This is a genomic window from Chryseobacterium sp. JK1, assembly GCF_050632815.1.
Classification (GTDB): domain Bacteria; phylum Bacteroidota; class Bacteroidia; order Flavobacteriales; family Weeksellaceae; genus Chryseobacterium.
Genome location: NZ_JBODRU010000002.1, coordinates 558,958 through 576,138, shown reverse-complemented (window position 1 = coordinate 576,138; position 17,181 = coordinate 558,958). Strand labels below are relative to the sequence as shown.

15 protein-coding genes are annotated in these 17,181 nt (G+C 35.8%); 6 read left to right on the top strand and 9 right to left on the bottom strand.

All coding sequences use genetic code 11. The features are described from left to right. Nucleotides 1-337 precede the first annotated feature (337 nt). Entirely contained in the window at nt 338-1,831 is a 1,494-nt protein-coding gene (locus ACQ76T_RS15620; protein WP_431344221.1) for a sulfatase-like hydrolase/transferase, read from the top strand. Nucleotides 1,832-1,850: 19 nt separating this feature from the next. Here ACQ76T_RS15620 and ACQ76T_RS15615 read toward each other — a convergent pair whose 3' ends face one another. Together ACQ76T_RS15615 and ACQ76T_RS15610 are read right to left on the bottom strand one after the other, a co-directional pair. Further along, nucleotides 1,851-2,459 (bottom strand): DUF2306 domain-containing protein, encoded by a 609-nt coding sequence (locus tag ACQ76T_RS15615; RefSeq protein ID WP_431344220.1) that lies wholly within the window; start codon nt 2,457-2,459, stop codon nt 1,851-1,853. A gap of 105 nt (nt 2,460-2,564) precedes the next feature. Then, nucleotides 2,565-3,698, bottom strand: a complete 1,134-nt coding sequence (locus ACQ76T_RS15610) for a helix-turn-helix domain-containing protein (RefSeq protein WP_431344219.1) — start codon at nt 3,696-3,698, stop codon at nt 2,565-2,567. Nucleotides 3,699-4,072: 374 nt separating this feature from the next. Between ACQ76T_RS15610 and ACQ76T_RS15605 the strand changes: the two genes are divergently transcribed. The 4 genes from ACQ76T_RS15605 to ACQ76T_RS15590 all read left to right on the top strand — a co-directional run bounded on the left by ACQ76T_RS15605 (nt 4,073) and on the right by ACQ76T_RS15590 (nt 7,500). Next, the gene (locus ACQ76T_RS15605) at nt 4,073-4,741 is read left to right on the top strand and encodes a carbonic anhydrase (RefSeq protein WP_431344218.1); all 669 of its coding nucleotides are present in this window, start codon (nt 4,073-4,075) and stop codon (nt 4,739-4,741) included. 22 nt (nt 4,742-4,763) lie between these two features. Continuing rightward, nucleotides 4,764-5,063, top strand: coding sequence for a hypothetical protein (locus ACQ76T_RS15600; protein ID WP_431344217.1), 300 nt, complete (start codon nt 4,764-4,766; stop codon nt 5,061-5,063). Nucleotides 5,064-5,211: 148 nt separating this feature from the next. Next, complete coding sequence (locus tag ACQ76T_RS15595; protein ID WP_431344216.1) at nt 5,212-6,804, top strand: SulP family inorganic anion transporter; 1,593 nt, start codon at nt 5,212-5,214, stop codon at nt 6,802-6,804. A 60-nt stretch (nt 6,805-6,864) separates the two neighbouring features. Further along, nucleotides 6,865-7,500 carry a carbonic anhydrase family protein gene (locus tag ACQ76T_RS15590; protein WP_431344215.1) on the top strand — a complete coding sequence of 212 codons (636 nt, stop codon included), beginning with the start codon at nt 6,865-6,867 and terminating at the stop codon, nt 7,498-7,500. 94 nt (nt 7,501-7,594) lie between these two features. On the opposite strand, the gene pth is transcribed toward ACQ76T_RS15590, so the two are convergent. The 7 genes from pth to mfd form a co-directional block, all read right to left on the bottom strand. Continuing rightward, on the bottom strand, nt 7,595-8,158 hold the full coding sequence (pth, locus tag ACQ76T_RS15585; RefSeq protein ID WP_431344214.1) for an aminoacyl-tRNA hydrolase: 564 nt from the start codon (nt 8,156-8,158) through the stop codon (nt 7,595-7,597). 84 nt (nt 8,159-8,242) lie between these two features. Continuing rightward, nucleotides 8,243-9,184 (bottom strand): hypothetical protein, encoded by a 942-nt coding sequence (locus ACQ76T_RS15580; protein WP_431344213.1) that lies wholly within the window; start codon nt 9,182-9,184, stop codon nt 8,243-8,245. A 105-nt stretch (nt 9,185-9,289) separates the two neighbouring features. Beyond that, on the bottom strand, nt 9,290-10,162 hold the full coding sequence (locus ACQ76T_RS15575) for a hypothetical protein (RefSeq protein ID WP_431344212.1): 873 nt from the start codon (nt 10,160-10,162) through the stop codon (nt 9,290-9,292). Between the two features lie 150 nt (nt 10,163-10,312). Next, nucleotides 10,313-11,074, bottom strand: coding sequence for a hypothetical protein (locus ACQ76T_RS15570; RefSeq protein WP_431344211.1), 762 nt, complete (start codon nt 11,072-11,074; stop codon nt 10,313-10,315). 7 nt (nt 11,075-11,081) lie between these two features. Continuing rightward, on the bottom strand, nt 11,082-11,918 hold the full coding sequence (locus ACQ76T_RS15565; protein WP_431344210.1) for a hypothetical protein: 837 nt from the start codon (nt 11,916-11,918) through the stop codon (nt 11,082-11,084). A gap of 7 nt (nt 11,919-11,925) precedes the next feature. Beyond that, nucleotides 11,926-12,744 (bottom strand): hypothetical protein, encoded by an 819-nt coding sequence (locus tag ACQ76T_RS15560; RefSeq protein WP_431344209.1) that lies wholly within the window; start codon nt 12,742-12,744, stop codon nt 11,926-11,928. 373 nt (nt 12,745-13,117) lie between these two features. Beyond that, nucleotides 13,118-16,483, bottom strand: coding sequence for a transcription-repair coupling factor (mfd, locus tag ACQ76T_RS15555; protein ID WP_431344208.1), 3,366 nt, complete (start codon nt 16,481-16,483; stop codon nt 13,118-13,120). A gap of 250 nt (nt 16,484-16,733) precedes the next feature. On the opposite strand from mfd, the gene ACQ76T_RS15550 reads away from it, so the two are divergent. Beyond that, on the top strand, nt 16,734-17,129 hold the full coding sequence (locus ACQ76T_RS15550) for a hypothetical protein (RefSeq protein ID WP_431344207.1): 396 nt from the start codon (nt 16,734-16,736) through the stop codon (nt 17,127-17,129). The last annotated feature ends 52 nt before the right edge of the window (nt 17,130-17,181 follow it).

Sequence of the window (17,181 nt, the reverse complement as noted above, 5' to 3'; positions counted from 1 at the left end):
AGTAAAAAACACACCCCAAAAACTATTATTAATTAAAAAATAATTTTGATGAAAAATATTCTTATTCCCAATTCAGTATATTAACCTGTATTTCAAGCCTTTCGAATCATTTTCTGAAGTATTAAAAATTCGGAGAAAATCTATGATTCGTAATGAAGCCAATATCCTTCAAAAGTTTTCTTAAGTCGGCACACAACTTGTGGCCACAAAGTGTGAATGTTAAATCATACCTTTCTGGTTCGCTGCCAGTTTGATTTTCCTAAGACACTTATATTGGATTTCTTTTCGAGTGGATCACCCTAATAATTTATCTTAACAGCCTTTGACAATCTTAACCATGCTCAAAAAAATAATTCCCATACTCACTATTATCATTTATCTCATCGCTTTTTTGCTTTCCTTTCCCTATATCTATGATAATTTTTTCGGGGCAGATAAACTGGACAGTATCAGGAATATTTTTGAATATGGAATCATGTTCTGTTCATTTCTTGTTTTTAATGCTCTACTGTTTAAAAATAAATATACAGCTCCTATTGCCGTTGTATTATGCTTTCTCTTAAGTATTAATGTTCTTATATCAATGTCCTGTTTCTTTATTTATCATTCAGGTTTTAATGTAGGAATGGCTATCAGTATACTAGAATCCAACATCCATGAGGCCATGAGTATGTCTTATATGTTTATTCTTCCGGGTGTTTTATTTTTCATTTTTTCAGCAATGTTGCTGTACACAGTCATTTATCTGAAAAAAAATGTCGTCACCTTTACTTTTAAATTTGGAGCCATTGCTCTGATATGGCTGATTCTTCCGTTTGCTTTTTTCCTTAAACATCGATATGTAAGCAATAAAGGAGGTGGTAAGATGATTAAAAGTGTTTATTATCATTACTCGGATTTCAATACAGCATTGAAAATTCAGGAAGATATCAACATGATCAAAAAAAATGTTCCGGTCTTCAACATCAAAAAAGTACAGCCAGGGATAGAAAACGTGATCTTGATCATCGGAGAATCTGAAAGAAAGCAGAATATGTCACTGTATGGTTACAGTAAGAAAACAACACCTTATACAGATCAGGAAGCAGGAAATATGATGGTTTATGATCATGCAGTTTCTCCCGCAGGAATCACGAATCTAAGTGTTCCTTTAATTCTTTCCACCATACATCCTGATGAGTTTAGGTACCGTTATGATAAGCTATCTTATAACATCATCAATCTCGCTAACCAAATAGGATACAACTCTTTCTGGATAAGCACTCAGGCAAGTGCAAAAGGAATTACTGCCATTGCTTCCATGTCTAGAAACAAAAAATGGGTCAATGGTTATGATGAAGTAATAACCCCTGAACTCAGAAAAGCTATTCAGACCAAAGAAAATAAATTTATTGTTTTACACATCATGGGAAGCCATCCTAACCCATGTAACCGACTGCCTGAAAATTGGAATTCCGAAGGTCTTGACTGCTATGACAGTTCTATAAAATATACCGATCATGTGATGAAAGATATTTTCAACACCCTGAAAAACACCAATTCTGTGGTGATCTACGCTTCCGATCATGGTCTTAAAATACAGGAAGACAAATTGCTTCATGTAGATTCAAAAGAGTCTACACAGGTTCCTTTTTTTGTATGGTTTGGTAATAAAGTTCCTTCCGAATACCGAATTACAGGGCATGAATCTAAACTTACCCAGACTACCTATATCTATCCACTCATCATGAAGTATATGGGACTGGAAACTCCTCAACACTATAAAAATGAAGAAAACAAATATCTCAATTTAAATATGAGAAGCATAGAATACGATAAGCTCCCCGAATAATTCTCTGAGGTAAAATTCTTTATGTTGTGGCAGCTTTTCTTTGGTTAATACAATAAGCTGCCAGCAGATTAGGAACCCAACATAACCAGGCCACAGCAGTATAAGAACCAGAAGGATCTTTTGTTAGACTTTGCAACAAAGGATACCATAATCTCAAGGTGACGGCTGCAAAAGTGCAGGCATAACTGTAGGTCATAAGCTGTTGGTGTTTGAGTATTTGTCCCTTTTGTATCTGTATAACTCCCAAAAACGTTGTGAAGAGCCAGATTATTCCTAAACAAATAAATCCTGCGGCAGAAATCATTCCCCCATTAGCATAAAATCCCATATAAATTGCTGAAACAGAACTTATCGTTACAGATCCTACGTAAATTTTGCCAATGAGTTGATGCAATTTCATATGCTTTTCCCGAAATGAATTCCCAAATTGCCGCCATCCTATAAAAAGAGAAATTCCCCCGAAAATGATATGCGCAAAAAATGCTGTTTTCCAGGTTATATCATATAATAATACGGGTGATTTTGAACTCAGGAATGTATATTTAAGTTCAACAAAAGCATACATAATAGGATAAATTCCAATGAGTAATGCCAATACGCTCATAAGCACAAAGAATATTTTTTTCATAGTCATACCTAAAATTTTGTGCAAAAATGGGCAATACTGAAGCTCCAATTGTTCCAAAATGAAAGTTGAAACCTATTTTATTAAACCTCTAAAAAAGCATTTATCTCACTCGATATGAACACTTTGATTTTTCATAAACTCACTTGGAGAGCAATTCACGTATTTTTTAAAATTCCGGTTAAATGATGTCTTGGAATTGAACCCACTTTCAAAAGCTAAGGAAAGAATGGTAAATTTCTGGTTTTCCTGAAGAATCACAATTCTTTTGAATTCTTCAATGCGCTGCCGATTGATATAGTCATAAAAATTCTTATTCTCTATGGAATTAATAACCTGTGATAATATATTGGGATGAACTTCTAAAAGTTTTGCCACGTAATTCAGATTCAGATCCGGGTCTTTATACAGTTTTTCATCTTCCATTTTAGAGATAAGCTTTTCATAAATACTGTGTATCACATCATCACCTGGCGAGTTTTTCTGATATTTTATAGTTTCCTCATCACGATCAGTTCTTTTTGAATCGGGAACCTCAGCAGTCACCGGCAAGTCCAGAATACCTACACGGCTTATCCCAAAATAAGCAGCCACGACAATAAACAGAACAACCAGAGAGAAAATAAGAACATCATTTCTTATGATAACGGCAATCCAGATCAAAGCAATTCCGATAATCAGATAGTAAGACCAATTGATATTAATCTTTTCCGTATTGGAATACTGATCGGAAATTTTCTTTTTATAATTTTTAATAGCCAGAAGACTTAGCCCCACATAGAAAATTCCGGAAAAAATCATAAGAAATTTGATCATCTGGCTCAACATTTCATATCCCTTACCTTTGTTTTGATAGACCATCACCCTCTCATGAGGTGACATGAGTAAAAATTGAAGCAGCATTATATAGATGATGAAAACAGGAACACAGTTGAGCAGCCAGATCTTTTTACCGGGACTTCGGCCAGTGATACACAAAATATACAAATACAACATTGGCCCATGCATAAAAGGAAAAGGAATTTCAAAACCTATGAGGTAAGAAAATTTCATATAGCCTTCAGAAAGGAATAATACAAAAAAGGTGAGGTGAGCGCCTATAATCAAAAACCAGACGGCCAAAACAAAATCGGCAGTTCTTTTTTTCACCTTTCCCAATATCAGAAAAGATGAAAAGAAGGCGATAAAAATTCCAGCCCAATAAAACAAAGGTGATAAAGCTTTAAGATCTAAATCTGCCATTCAAATAATAAAGTTATAATATGAAACTTAAGTTATTTATTTTCATTCGGTAATCAGTCACTTATTTTACCATTATCTGAAAGAATTTTGAATTTACAAATATTTTAATTCACAAATGATGATTTTTGGTTTATAGTTAGTAATTTTATATTAGCTTTTAAACGTTGGGATTATCCAAAGTATTCCTACCAGTGTAAAGCAAAGTATACCGTTATATACATATGATTTTAAGCATATTTTAATATTAAACTTTGTTAAAACTGATTAAATATTGGGCAAAAAGTATATTTTTGCATCATTATTGATTTAGTCTATTGATTTTGAAAATAATTTAAACGAAATAAATAATTATAAACTTTTAAAAATTTAAAATTATGTCACAATCGTACGAAGTTATTTTCGAGAATAACAGAAAATGGGTAGAATCAAAAGTAGCAGAAGATCCCGATTTTTTCCAGAAATTAGCCGAAACTCAGAATCCTGATTATCTGTACATCGGATGCTCAGACAGCAGAGCTACAGCTGAAGAATTAATGGGTGCAAAACCGGGAGAAGTATTTGTTCACAGAAACATTGCCAATGTCGTTAATACTTTAGATATGAGCTCCACAGCAGTGATACAATATGCTGTAGAACATCTGAAAGTAAAACACATTATTGTTTGCGGACATTACAACTGCGGCGGTGTAAAAGCAGCGATGACCCCTCAGGATTTAGGATTACTGAATCCTTGGTTGAGAAACATTCGTGATGTTTACAGATTGCATCAGGCTGAGCTTGATTCTATTCAGGACGAAAACAAGCGTTATGACAGACTTGTGGAACTTAATGTTCAGGAGCAGTGTATCAACGTTATCAAAATGGCCTGTGTACAGGAAAGATATATTCTAGAAGAATATCCTATTGTACATGGCTGGGTATTTGACCTTAGAACAGGAAAGATTATTGATCTGGAGATCGATTTTGAGAAAATCTTAAAAGACATCCAAAAGATCTACAACCTTACCAGCTCTGATTGGGTTATGAGCACAAAGACAAAATAGTTTGTCTAAAAAAGAATGTAAAATGAAATTCTGGAGTATTATTATATTAACATTTTTTCTGAATTTTACGGCGCTGCCAAGCATTGCTGCGGTGGCTGGCTGGGATATTCTGAGAACGAATATAATAGTGAATGAAGAAGAACCACATTCTCACTCGTCCTCACTTATTGTTTACGAAAAGACACTTCCGAAACCTCTAGACGTTTTCGATTATCTGAAGTTTTCTGAACCTGACGTTCAGAGAATGTCTTTTGTACTGATTGATGATTCTTTTCATCTTTCACCCCTACTTTCTATATTTTCTCCACCCCCCGAAGCTTAATTTTTAATAATTAGATTTTTTGATGCCTATTCCATATCATTTTTTGATATAGGATACACACGTACTTTAAAAATTAAAAATTTTTCAAACTCTCATAATTGACTTATTTAAAGAGAAATAAGCCAATTATACCTCACAGCTTCACATCATGAAAAAGACATCATTAATAGGAGGAATCAAGGAGAATTTCCCTTCGGGACTCGTTGTATTCTTAGTGGCACTTCCACTATGTTTAGGAATTGCTTTAGCATCAGGTGCACCCCCATTATCCGGAATTATTTCCGGGATTGTAGGCGGACTTGTTGTAGGATTTATCAGTAACTCAAATATTTCAGTTTCAGGACCTGCGGCAGGTTTAACAGCCATTATCCTTACCGCCATTACGGATCTTGGAGCATTTGAATTATTCCTTTGTGCAGGGATTATTGCAGGACTTATTCAACTTGTTTTAGGATTTGTAAGAGCAGGAAGTATTTCCAATTACTTTCCCAACAACGTTATTGAAGGAATGCTTGCCGCAATAGGAATCATCATTATTTTAAAACAAATTCCTCACGCTTTAGGATTCGATAAGGATTATGAAGGTCACGAGTCTATTTTTGATAACGGCTTAAACTTCGGATACTTCACAGAACTATTTGGAGCCATTCATATGGGAGCTATTATTATTACGTTGATTTCGGTAGCCATTCTTCTTGCTTGGGACAGAATTCATGTACTGAAAAGGATGAAAATGCTTCCAGGAGCTTTAGTGGCTGTTATTGTAAGTATCATTTTAAATCAGATATTTATTATGACAGGAAGTTCTTTGGCTATTCAAACCCAGCATTTGGTTTCTTTACCAGTTCCAAAGTCTTTGGATGATTTCAAAAATCTTGTAACGACACCGGATTTTAACGGTTTTACGAATCCAAAAGTATGGATTGTAGGCGCTACCATTGCTATTGTTGCATCTATTGAAACATTATTGTGTATTGAAGCTTCGGACAGACTGGACAGGCAGAGAAGAATTACTGATACCAACCTGGAGCTTAAGGCACAAGGAATAGGAAATCTTATCAGTTCATTTATCGGAGGGCTTCCTATGACGTCTGTTGTGGTAAGAAGTTCTGCCAATGCCAATGCAGGAGCGACATCCAAAATTTCTTCTATTATTCACGGAGTCTTTTTACTGATCTGTGTACTTTCCATTCCTGTTATTCTGAATATGATTCCCCTTGCTACTTTGGCAGCAGTGTTGATTCTTGTAGGATATAAACTGGCCAAGCCTGCTACGTTTAAGCACTTCTGGCATTTAGGAAAATTCCAGTTTATCCCGTTTGCGGCAACGGTAGCAGCAATTGTAGCAACAGATTTATTAAAAGGTGTGGGAATTGGCCTTGCCATCTCTGTATTCTATATCCTTCAGGGAAATATGAAAAGAGCCTATTATTTGAGCAGAGAAAAGCTGGATGATGCAGATGGAATTAAAATAAAATTAGCCGAGGAAGTTTCATTTTTAAATAAAGCTGCCATCAAAAAAACACTTAAAAATATCAAGCCTAGCTCCGTAGTAATTATTGATGCTACCAACACTTCATACATCGCAACAGATGTATTGGAAATGATTCAGGATTTTGCCAACATACGGGCCAAAGAACAGGACATCAATGTGGAACTTTTAGGCTTTAAAACGTCATACAGAGATTATGAAAGAAGTCAGGATTCTCATATTCTGGTTACGCACAAAAGAGCGATGTAATCTCATTTATCATCAATTATTTTTTTTAACTTTAAATTCGAAAACAATTAAACAAATTATATGAAAGCACATACATACGAAACTCAATCGACGATCACTCCTGAGAAAGCCTTAACCTTTTTAAAAGAAGGAAACCAAAGATTTGTTAACAACCTTAAAGCCAACAGAGACCTTTTGGAGCAGGTAAACGCTACCCGTGAAGGACAATGGCCGTTTGCAGTTGTTTTAAGCTGTATAGACAGCCGTACTTCTGCAGAGCTTATTTTTGATCAGGGATTGGGGGATGTTTTCAGTATCAGAATTGCCGGTAATTTTGTTAATCAGGATATTCTTGGATCTATGGAATTTGGCTGTAACGTGGCAGGTTCTAAACTGATTGTAGTTTTAGGACACACCAAGTGCGGAGCTTTGAAAGGAGGTCTGGACGCAGCGCAAATTGAAGGAATGGGAATGGATAACTTAAACCACCTGATCAATCATTTCGACCCAATCATCAACCAGGTGATTGAAGACAACGAAGAACGTTCATCTAAAAACAGTTCTCTTCTGGAAAGACTTAATCAGCAAAATGTAAAAAATGCGATTGAGGATATCCGTAAGCAAAGTTCAACACTTAGAAACCTTGAAAGCGAAGGTAAAATTAAGATCGTTGGAGCCAATTATGATGTTGAAACAGGAGCTGTAAGCTGGTTATAAACAACAAGTACAAGACCACATACATTTAACACTTACTATCAATTATAATTTTTTGAAGAAGGCCATCAACATTTGACGGCCTTCTTTTTATTTTCTATTTCCCGTTAAATGCAGACATTGTATTATTCAATCCAGCAAATACGAAAGAAAGACTCGCTTTTGAGAATGTTTCAATTCTTTCTGTAAGCTTCTCTGTTTCTTCTTCATTCCAGGTTCCCAGTACATAGTCTACCTGACGCCCCGCTGTAAAGTCTGCAGAAATACCAAAACGCAGTCTTGCATAGTTTTGAGTCTGCAATACTTCATTAATATTTTTCAGCCCGTTATGTCCGGCATCAGAACCTTTCCCTTTCATTCTCAAAGTTCCGAAAGGAAGCGCAAGATCATCCGTTACAATCAGTACATTTTCCAAAGGTATATTTTCTTTCTGCATCCAATATTTCACCGCGTTGCCGGAAAGATTCATATAGGTATCCGGCTTAAGAACGAAGACTTTTCTGCCTTTGTATTTTCCTTCTGCCAGCCAGCCAAAGTTGGAGGTATTGAATGATACTTCAAGTGTTTCAGCTATTTTTTCGGCGACTTTAAAGCCTATATTATGTCGTGTATTTTCATATTCTGAGCCTTTGTTACCAAGCCCAACGATTAAATATTTCATCAGAAATTTTTTGCAAAATTAAGAGATATAAAATAAAAAACTCAACCTTATGAAGGTTGAGTTTAAATATTGTTCAAAAAAGGTCTATTGTGGCTTATAGATATAATTAACGCCATACCCTTTTGTCATGTAAGTCTGAGGATCATAAGAGTAATTTGTACTCTTCACAATCGGGCTTGGAATAGGCGGCGTAAGATCTGTCACCGACCATCTCTTAGGATTGTTTGGAGATAAAATAAGACTTTCTTTATCATTGATCACTGTAGATAATAATCTTGAAATTTTATATACATGTGGCAATAATGTGAATGGACTCACCTGGTCATCATATGCATAATATTCATAGCTGTATTTACCTGTAACCGGTCCATATGAAGTACCGCTGGTACCATTCATTTTCCCGTAGTATCTGATTACTTTAGATACATTGTCTCCCAGGTAGCTATATCCTGTTTTTGAGTAGTCTGTAAATACAAAATTGGTTCCGGCAGTATCTGGTCCGTTTCTCATAACGATAGAATCCAATTTTCCTGTGGAAGTGCTGTAAACTATTCTGTAAGAAGATTTCTCTTTTCTCAATAACGTTTGAGGATTTGGCGTTGTTGCCGGCGGAACAATTGGAGGTCTCCTGAAAATAGAACGGTTTTCAGAAATAGTCTGCAGCTTGTTGTTGTTTGCGTAAGTAAACAATTGAGTATAAGAAACACTGTCTTTATCCAGTTTTCCGTTACCATCAAGATCAAGGAAACCATTAAAATTAATCTGGCTGATCTTATCGCCACTGTACATGATATCTGTAACAGAAGCACTGTCTTGAAGTACTTTAGTCACAAGAAGACCACTGTAGTGATATTCTGCCAGGGTATCTTTATTTGTAACTTCTCTATATAAAGCTCTTGGGCCGCTTAATCCTTCTGTAGTATTCAGGTCTAGTAGAGGATTTCCATCCTCATCCAATAAACTTTTACAAGAATGTATTGTGGATAAACCTGCTATTAATATAATAAAATAGAAAATTCGCTTCATTTCCTGGTAATTGATTATTTTTTTGACAAATATAATTTTTTTTTGCTTAAAAAATTATATGATTATTGATATTCTGGTTATTATTATTAATGGTAAACTGCTTTCTTATAAATTTTTATAGAAATAAGTTACATTCTGGTTTTTCTCTAGAGTCGGGTAGCCCTGATTATCGTAAGAATAGCTTTGTGACGTATTCGTTGCAGAAGTAGGCGTCTGTATATATATTGATGTAGGGTTACTTGGTGACATTTTATAGAAATTGGCAGGATTCATCAAACCTTGCGTAAGGAAATACAGGGAAGGAAGTGTAGAGAACGGGCTCTTTCTTCCGTCATAATTCTGGAAATTATATTTTGTAACTTTTGCCGTAGTCATATCCGGAGCTCCGTTGTTATCCAGTATTCCTTTAGAGCAGGTAACCTGAAAAATTTCATTCCCCGTGTAGGTAAACACATACTCTATAAACTGATTATAAGCACTGATACCACCTGCTTTTCTTTTTTCAAGAATTTTAGTAAGCTTATCTGTAGTAGCATCGTAAGTGAAAGCATAGTCGCTTATGTGAGATACTGCAGCAGTAGCTCCCGTTGCTGTACAGCTGGCATTGTAAATTTTCTTTCCTGTTCCATCAGGAACGATATTAAACTCATAAGCAAGACTGGCTGTTGCAGAACTTACGAATTTTATTTTAGTGATATTTTTTTGTGTATACGTTACATTTCCTGTGTAATATGCTGTAACGCCAGTAGCACTCTCATCTCTGAAGATACCTTGTTGCAAAGTTCCTGTACCTGCAGTGGTAACATACTCTTCACTGGAAACATTATTGATATTGACCTTCGTAAGAATTCTTTGTGGCGGGATACCCGGATCAGGATCAGGGATAGATTCTGTAGGATCAGATGTAGTATTACATGCTGCCAGCAATCCTAGAAAAGCAATACCGGCAAACATTTTAAGAAAATAGTTTTTTACCATAGAGAGTTTTTTAGATTGTCCAAATATAATTCAATTTTCGATAATACACTCTACTTTATTCAAACAAATTCACAAGGAATAGAGTTAATAAACAAAAAAATCTAAAAACATAACGTTTTTAGATTTCTATTTATTGTATTATGATGAAAATTAATATGGTTGCAGTACAGATACACTCAAAACAGACTGTGACATATCGCTGTTAAGAAAAGTTGTATTCACTGCTCTTCCTATTCCCAATGTAGTTCCTGTGATAGCCCTTTTTGAACAAGCTACTTTAACGCTATACTTGGTATTCGTGTTGACATTCAGGTTGGAAAGCGTTGCATTCAGGTTAAAAATCTTATATGTTCCGCTATCTCCAAGCAAAACATCGGTTCTTACAGCTCGCAACTGATTATCTATAAATATCCCACACGCAAAGCTGGCAGAACTTGTTCCGGTTTTCTGAACCGTGGTTTGAAAAGAAAAAGTGGCTTTATTATTCGCACTGGTTACAATAAACGAATAATCAATTTCCGGAAGTGCAACCCATTTAGGCTCGTTGGAAACTTGAGTAGATATAGATTCTCCATCTGTATAAGCACTTGTTGATCCGTTATTACCGGTAAAACTAATCCCTGTTTTGTCTGACATTGTATTGACTGAGAACAATGACATACTCCCTTGTCCATCAGCAATTTTAATAGTTTTCCAATCGTTCGCTCCCAGATCTGTATTATTATGTAAAATAGATCCTGCTGATCCTGCTGACCCTGTCAAAAGATCGGTCCCTCCGGTTCTTAATTCTTTTCGAACATTTAAGTCTCCGTTTACATCCAATGTATTGGTTGGAGTTGGAGTATTAATACCCACCTGTGCGTTTACAGTAATCGCTAAGAGAATAGTCGTTACAATTCCTATTTTTTTCATAATCTGCTTAGTTTATTACTGAGTTAAACGTTTGTGGAACTTCGTATACATCTACTTTAAGAGATGATTGTGCAATAAAATTGTTGATATTGGTTGCTCCGGAAGCATTGGTTCCTATCGCAAGAGAAATATTTGAAGCATCATATGAGCCCAATCTTGTACAGGCAACGCTTACACTGTGATCTCCTTTAGAAAGGTTTTCTACAATTCCAATCTGAGTATGGGTGATGAAAGGATAAGAAGCATTGTTGGCTTTAATGTTTCTTTGTCTCAAATTCACGAGTTTATTATCCACAAAAATACCACATGCATAATCTATTGAACTATCCTGAGGGTTAGTACCGCTACCCACTGCAGCAAAACTGGCATGTACTACGGTTTCAAAAAGGAAATATGCCTTACTTTCAGTACTGAAAACACTAATCGTTTGCGAAAGCCCGTCAATTTTTTTAAATTTTGTAAGCGTACTATAATCTTTTCCTTTAGTAAATGTAGCTCCTCTGGAACCATAGGCTACTGAAGAATCATCACTATTGGCAAATGTTGTTCCTACTTTATCAGAAAAAGAGTTGTTATAGATCAGGTAAAATTTATTAGCTTCATATTCCGGAATACGGAGAGATCTCCAAACCGGAGGAAGTCCCTCTCCTCTGGAAACCAGTAATTGATCATTATTTCCTTGCGAAACAGAATTATCAGTAGCATCGAAAATAGCGATTTTATTTCTGAAATTAACATCTCCATTCACATCCAGCTTTGCTTGTGGAGCTTCAGTTTTGATTCCTACTTGAGCCGACAATAAGAGTCCTGTTGCAAGAAACAAAGTTGATAGTATTTTTTTCATCGTTTGATTAATTTTTATAAGTCACAAATTCAATAACGTCTACCTTCATGTCAGATTCCAGAGTAAATGCACTGGAAGCACCATTAGAACCATCTACATTACGTCCTATTGCGAATTGTGCGTTGGTATTGGAAGCATCAATTTTTCTGCAGGCAATCTCCACTTTTTGAGGGCCTACCGGAACATTCTGCTCTGTATAATTAAGGGTGAAAATATAATCCAAAAGACCTAGTTTCCCAGAGTTATTATTAGAAGCAATTCTATCAGGACGTACTGCTACCAGCAAACCGTTTCTGAAAACCCCACACGTAAATCTTACACTTTCCGGTGTGGCTGTTGTAGGAGCTTTTATTTCAACTCCCGTCTGAAACTGATAAGTAAGTCTGTTTTTTCCGTTTTTGATAGTGAAATTGGTTTCAAGATTAGTAATCTTTACCCATTTACCTTTTGAAACATCTGTGATATTGTCTCCAACACTGTTTTTGTAAACAATGTCTGTTGACGTGGCATCAGGAAGATTGGTGATACCAACTTGATCTGAAGACAAATATGAATTAATTAATTTATACTGTCCCTCTTCTATAAAGGAAACATTCAAAGTTTTCCAGACAGGTGGCAGTCCTTCTCCTTGAGAAACCAAAACCTGACCGTTCAATCCGGCGCTTCCAACTTGAGTTGAAGTTCCGCCCACTCTAAGCTCTTTTCGTAAGGTAGTTTTACCATTTACGTCGAGACTAGACTTTGGTTTGGGAGTCCCGATTCCCACCTGAGCGTTAAGATTGAAAGACAAAAGTCCAATAACGCTGCAATATATAGTTTTTTTCATAATGAGGACTGCAAAGGTACAAATTGAAGTCCACAAAATTCCAGTTATACATTCATAATACTATAGAAATAAACGCATTAGAGGATAGAATTAATCACACACAAAAGTAGAATTATTTCGACATAACTCTACTTTTTTAGTCTAAAAAAAATCACACAACGTCCCAAACCCTTACTGTGTCGTATATTACGGATTAATTTTACTCAATAAAAAGTGAATTTGACCCCTTTTAAAAGGCATTAATTCCCATAAAAATGAATATTACAACCAAAAAACATGATAATAATCATAAAAAATCGTATAAAAATCTGCATTTTTATACGATTTTTTAATAATTCTGTGATAATTTTATTGCTACCTAAAATATGGAGTACTAATGTTCAATAATGGCTTTTAGAAGTACGTTCACCTCATCCACATTTTTCACCCTTTCTTTTCTCATCATGAGCTGGTTACCTTCTTTTCCGGACTTTTCTTTAAGTTGAGCTTCTGCAGGATTTCTGGTAAGATAATTAATGATATGTCTGAATCTGTCTGTCTGATAGAATTTGTCCTGAGGATTGCCTGGGAAATACCCTAAAAATACACCATTCTTCATTACAATCTTTTCGAAACCAATATCTGCCGCAAGCCATTTCAGGGAAACACTCTTTAAAAGATTCACGGCTTCTTTTGGTAAAGCTCCAAAACGGTCGATCAGTTCAAGCTCAAACTGATGAAGGTTTGCTTCATTATTTATTTCTGCAATTTTTTGGTACAGCAATAGTCTTTCTTCTGTATTGGAAATATATGAATCTGGCAACATCAGTTCTAAGTCTGTATCAATATTTACATCTTTCACAGATTTAAAAAGCTTCTGTCTGTCTTCTTCATTTTCGAACAGATTTTCAAACTCAACGTCATCTTTTAATTCTTCAAGCGCTTCCTGCATCAATTTCTGATAGGTTTCAAATCCCATCTCATTAATAAATCCGCTTTGCTCTGCTCCCAACAAATCACCTGCTCCACGAATCTCCAAATCTTTCATTGCAATCTGGAATCCGCTTCCCAGATCGGAAAACTGTTCAATCGCTTCCAGACGTTTTCTTGCATCGGAAGTCATCATGTCGTAAGGCGGCGTAATCAGGTAACAAAAAGCCTTTCTATTGCTTCGCCCTACCCTTCCACGCATCTGGTGAAGATCTGCCATTCCGAATCTTTGAGCATCGTTAATAAAAATTGTATTCGCATTAGGAACATCCACACCACTTTCTACAATGGTAGTGGAAACCAGAACGTCATACTTACCATCCATAAAGTCCAGAACATTTTTCTCCAGCTGCTTCCCTTCCATCTGACCGTGCCCCGTAATTACTCTTGCATCCGGAACAAGTCTCTGAATAAGCCCTGCAATATCTTTAAGATTTTCTATTCTATTATTAATAAAGTATACCTGCCCGTCTCTTTGAAGTTCGTAAGAGACAGCATCACGAAGTATTTCTTCGTTAAATCCTATAAGTTGAGTATCTACCGGCTGTCTGTTGGGTGGCGGAGTTTTAATGACAGATAAATCTCTAGCCGCCATCAAGGAGAACTGTAATGTTCTTGGAATAGGGGTAGCCGTTAATGTGAGCGTATCAACATTATTTTTTAGAGTCTTCAATTTATCTTTTACAGAAACTCCAAATTTGTGTTCTTCATCAATAATCAACAAACCAAGATCTTTAAACTTAACAGAACTGCTTACCAACTGATGGGTTCCTATTATAATATCTACTTTTCCGTTCTTCAGGTCTTCTAAAGTTTCGGATTTCTGTTTGGCTGTTCTGAAGCGATTAACATAGGAAACGTTCACAGGGAAATCTTTAAGTCTTTCTTTAAAACTTCTGTAATGCTGAAACGCCAGAATAGTTGTCGGTACCAATACCGCAACCTGCTTCCCGTCTGTTGCCGCTTTAAAAGCAGCACGAATAGCTACTTCCGTCTTACCAAAACCTACATCTCCGCAAACTAACCTATCCATCACCGTATCGGCTTCCATATCTTTTTTCACATCAAAAGTCGCCTTTTCCTGGTCTGGAGTATCTTCATAAATAAAGCTTGCTTCAAGCTCGTTCTGCAAATAAGAATCCGGTGTAAAAGCAAACCCTTTTGCCGTTTTTCTCTGCGCATACAATTTAATAAGGTCGAAAGCTATTTGTTTTACCTTGGCCTTTGTTTTCTGTTTTAATGATTTCCAGGTTGGAGATCCCAGCTTACTCAAAACAATCTCTCTGCCATCCGGCCCGTTATATTTCGAGATCTTATGAAGTGAATGGATGCTCACATACAATAGATCTCCATTTTTATAGGTAAGCTTAAAACATTCCTGAATTTTACCGTCATTGTTTACCTTCACAAGTCCCATAAATTTTCCGATCCCATGGTCTATGTGGGCAATGTAATCCCCTATTTTCAAGGACATCAGATCTTTCAGGGTAAGCTGCTCGGATTTTGCGAATGTATTTTTTGCTTTATATCTTTGATAACGATCGAAAATCTGGTGATCAGTGTACATCAGCAATTTGTGGCCATTGTCTACAAATCCTTCATGAAGTTCAGATTTAAAACTTTTAAAAGGAAGCTCATGTTCCAGTTCTTCAAAGATGGATTCCAGCCTTTCTTTTTGTTTCTCTGTTGAAAAAGAAATCCAGGTTTCAAATCCGTCTTTTTGTTTTTCTTCAATATCTTCAATCAGCAGCTCAAAATTTTTATGGAAGGAAGGCTGCGGAAGCTGTTCAATTTTTATTTCGGTAATTTCTTTCAATCCTTCGATTACCACTCCGCCAAAGTCAACCGTTTTGAATTTCTTATAATCAAACAGAAATTCCTGATCGGAGATAAAAAGTTCCTGAGGTCTTTTATGAGCAATATCTTTACTTAAAGTATCATATTTTTCCAACGACTTCTCATAAAATGTTCTGATCTTCTGCATTCCTACCATTCCATTCCTGGAAACTACGTAGCTTTCTTTCGGTAATAACTGTAATAGTGAAACCCTTGTTCCCGTCACCGAAAAATTCATATTGGAAACCAACTGAAATTCTTTTACCTTTTCTACAGAAAGCTGTGTTTCTATGTCGAAGGTTTTAATACTCTCCACTTCATTACCAAAGAAAGTAATTCTGTAAGGTTTTTCATAGGAATAAGAAAATACATCTACAATTCCTCCTCTCACAGAGAATTCTCCTGGCTCTGAAACAAAATCTGCCTGCTGAAAATGATAATGAGTAAGCAATTCATCCACAAAGTCAAAGTCAAGCTGGTCTCCCACTTTTATATGGTGAGAAATTGCTTTGAAATCTTCTTTCTTCAATACTTTTTCGGATAAAGCGCCTGCATAGGCTACAATAACTTTGGGAGAACGTCCGGAGTTGATCTTATTCAATACTTCTGTTCGCAATACCAGATTAGCATTCTGCGTTTTTTCAATCTGGTAAGGCTCCATATGAGTCGCGGGAAAATAGAGCACCTTTTCTTTTCCAAGCAGATCTTCCATTTCGGTATTGGCATATAAAGCATCTTCCTTATCATCTACTAAATAAAGAATATTCTTCTTCTGAACCAAAAAAAGTTCAGCCACAAAAATAGAAACCGCCGATCCGGCACTACCTTTTACAGCAATATGCTGATTGTTTTCTAACTGTGTGAAAATTTCTTTTCCAAATTCTTTCTGCAACAGATCTGGAAGAAACTTTTCCTTGATGGATTTTAACTGCATAAATAGTGATGGTATAAACGACGAAATCGATTTCGGGAGTTTTCCGAAACCGTTCATGCTTTACAAAGGTACGGATATTTTTTTCTTAGACTAAAAAAGCAAAGCACGTTAATCTTTAGAATGAAGTACTTAGTATAATATTTCTTAATATTTTCCTAATTTATCTAATTACCTGTTAAAAAAAATCAATTATCTCCTGGCGGCATAATGTTTGGCAATTCAAAAACACCAAACATCAAAATATAATATTATGAAAAAGACAATGAAAATCTCAGCAGTTCTGATATTCCTGTTTATTACGGCCATTTTTGCTTCGTCGTGCAGCAGAGATGATGATCCCACTAATAACGATTTCTTTGCAGGAACCTACAAAGGAAGTATCTCTTATAAAGATGGAGGATCCACTACCATAAGCACCGATAACGGAAGTGTATTCGTGACTAAGATTGCAAGTGGCACCAAATATAATTTCGGTTTTTCAAATGGAATTCCCGATTTAAACGGAGTCGAATTTGAACAGAAAGGAGATCACACCCTTGTTATGGTTGGCTCCAACGGTACTTCTTATATAAGAATTGATAATAACGAATTGAAAATTCTATATATAAAGGACGGCAAAATCTGGACCGCCAACTGTACACGCTAAACATTCTAATTCGTATCATAAAGAAGCCTGTTTCGATTTTCTGAGACAGGCT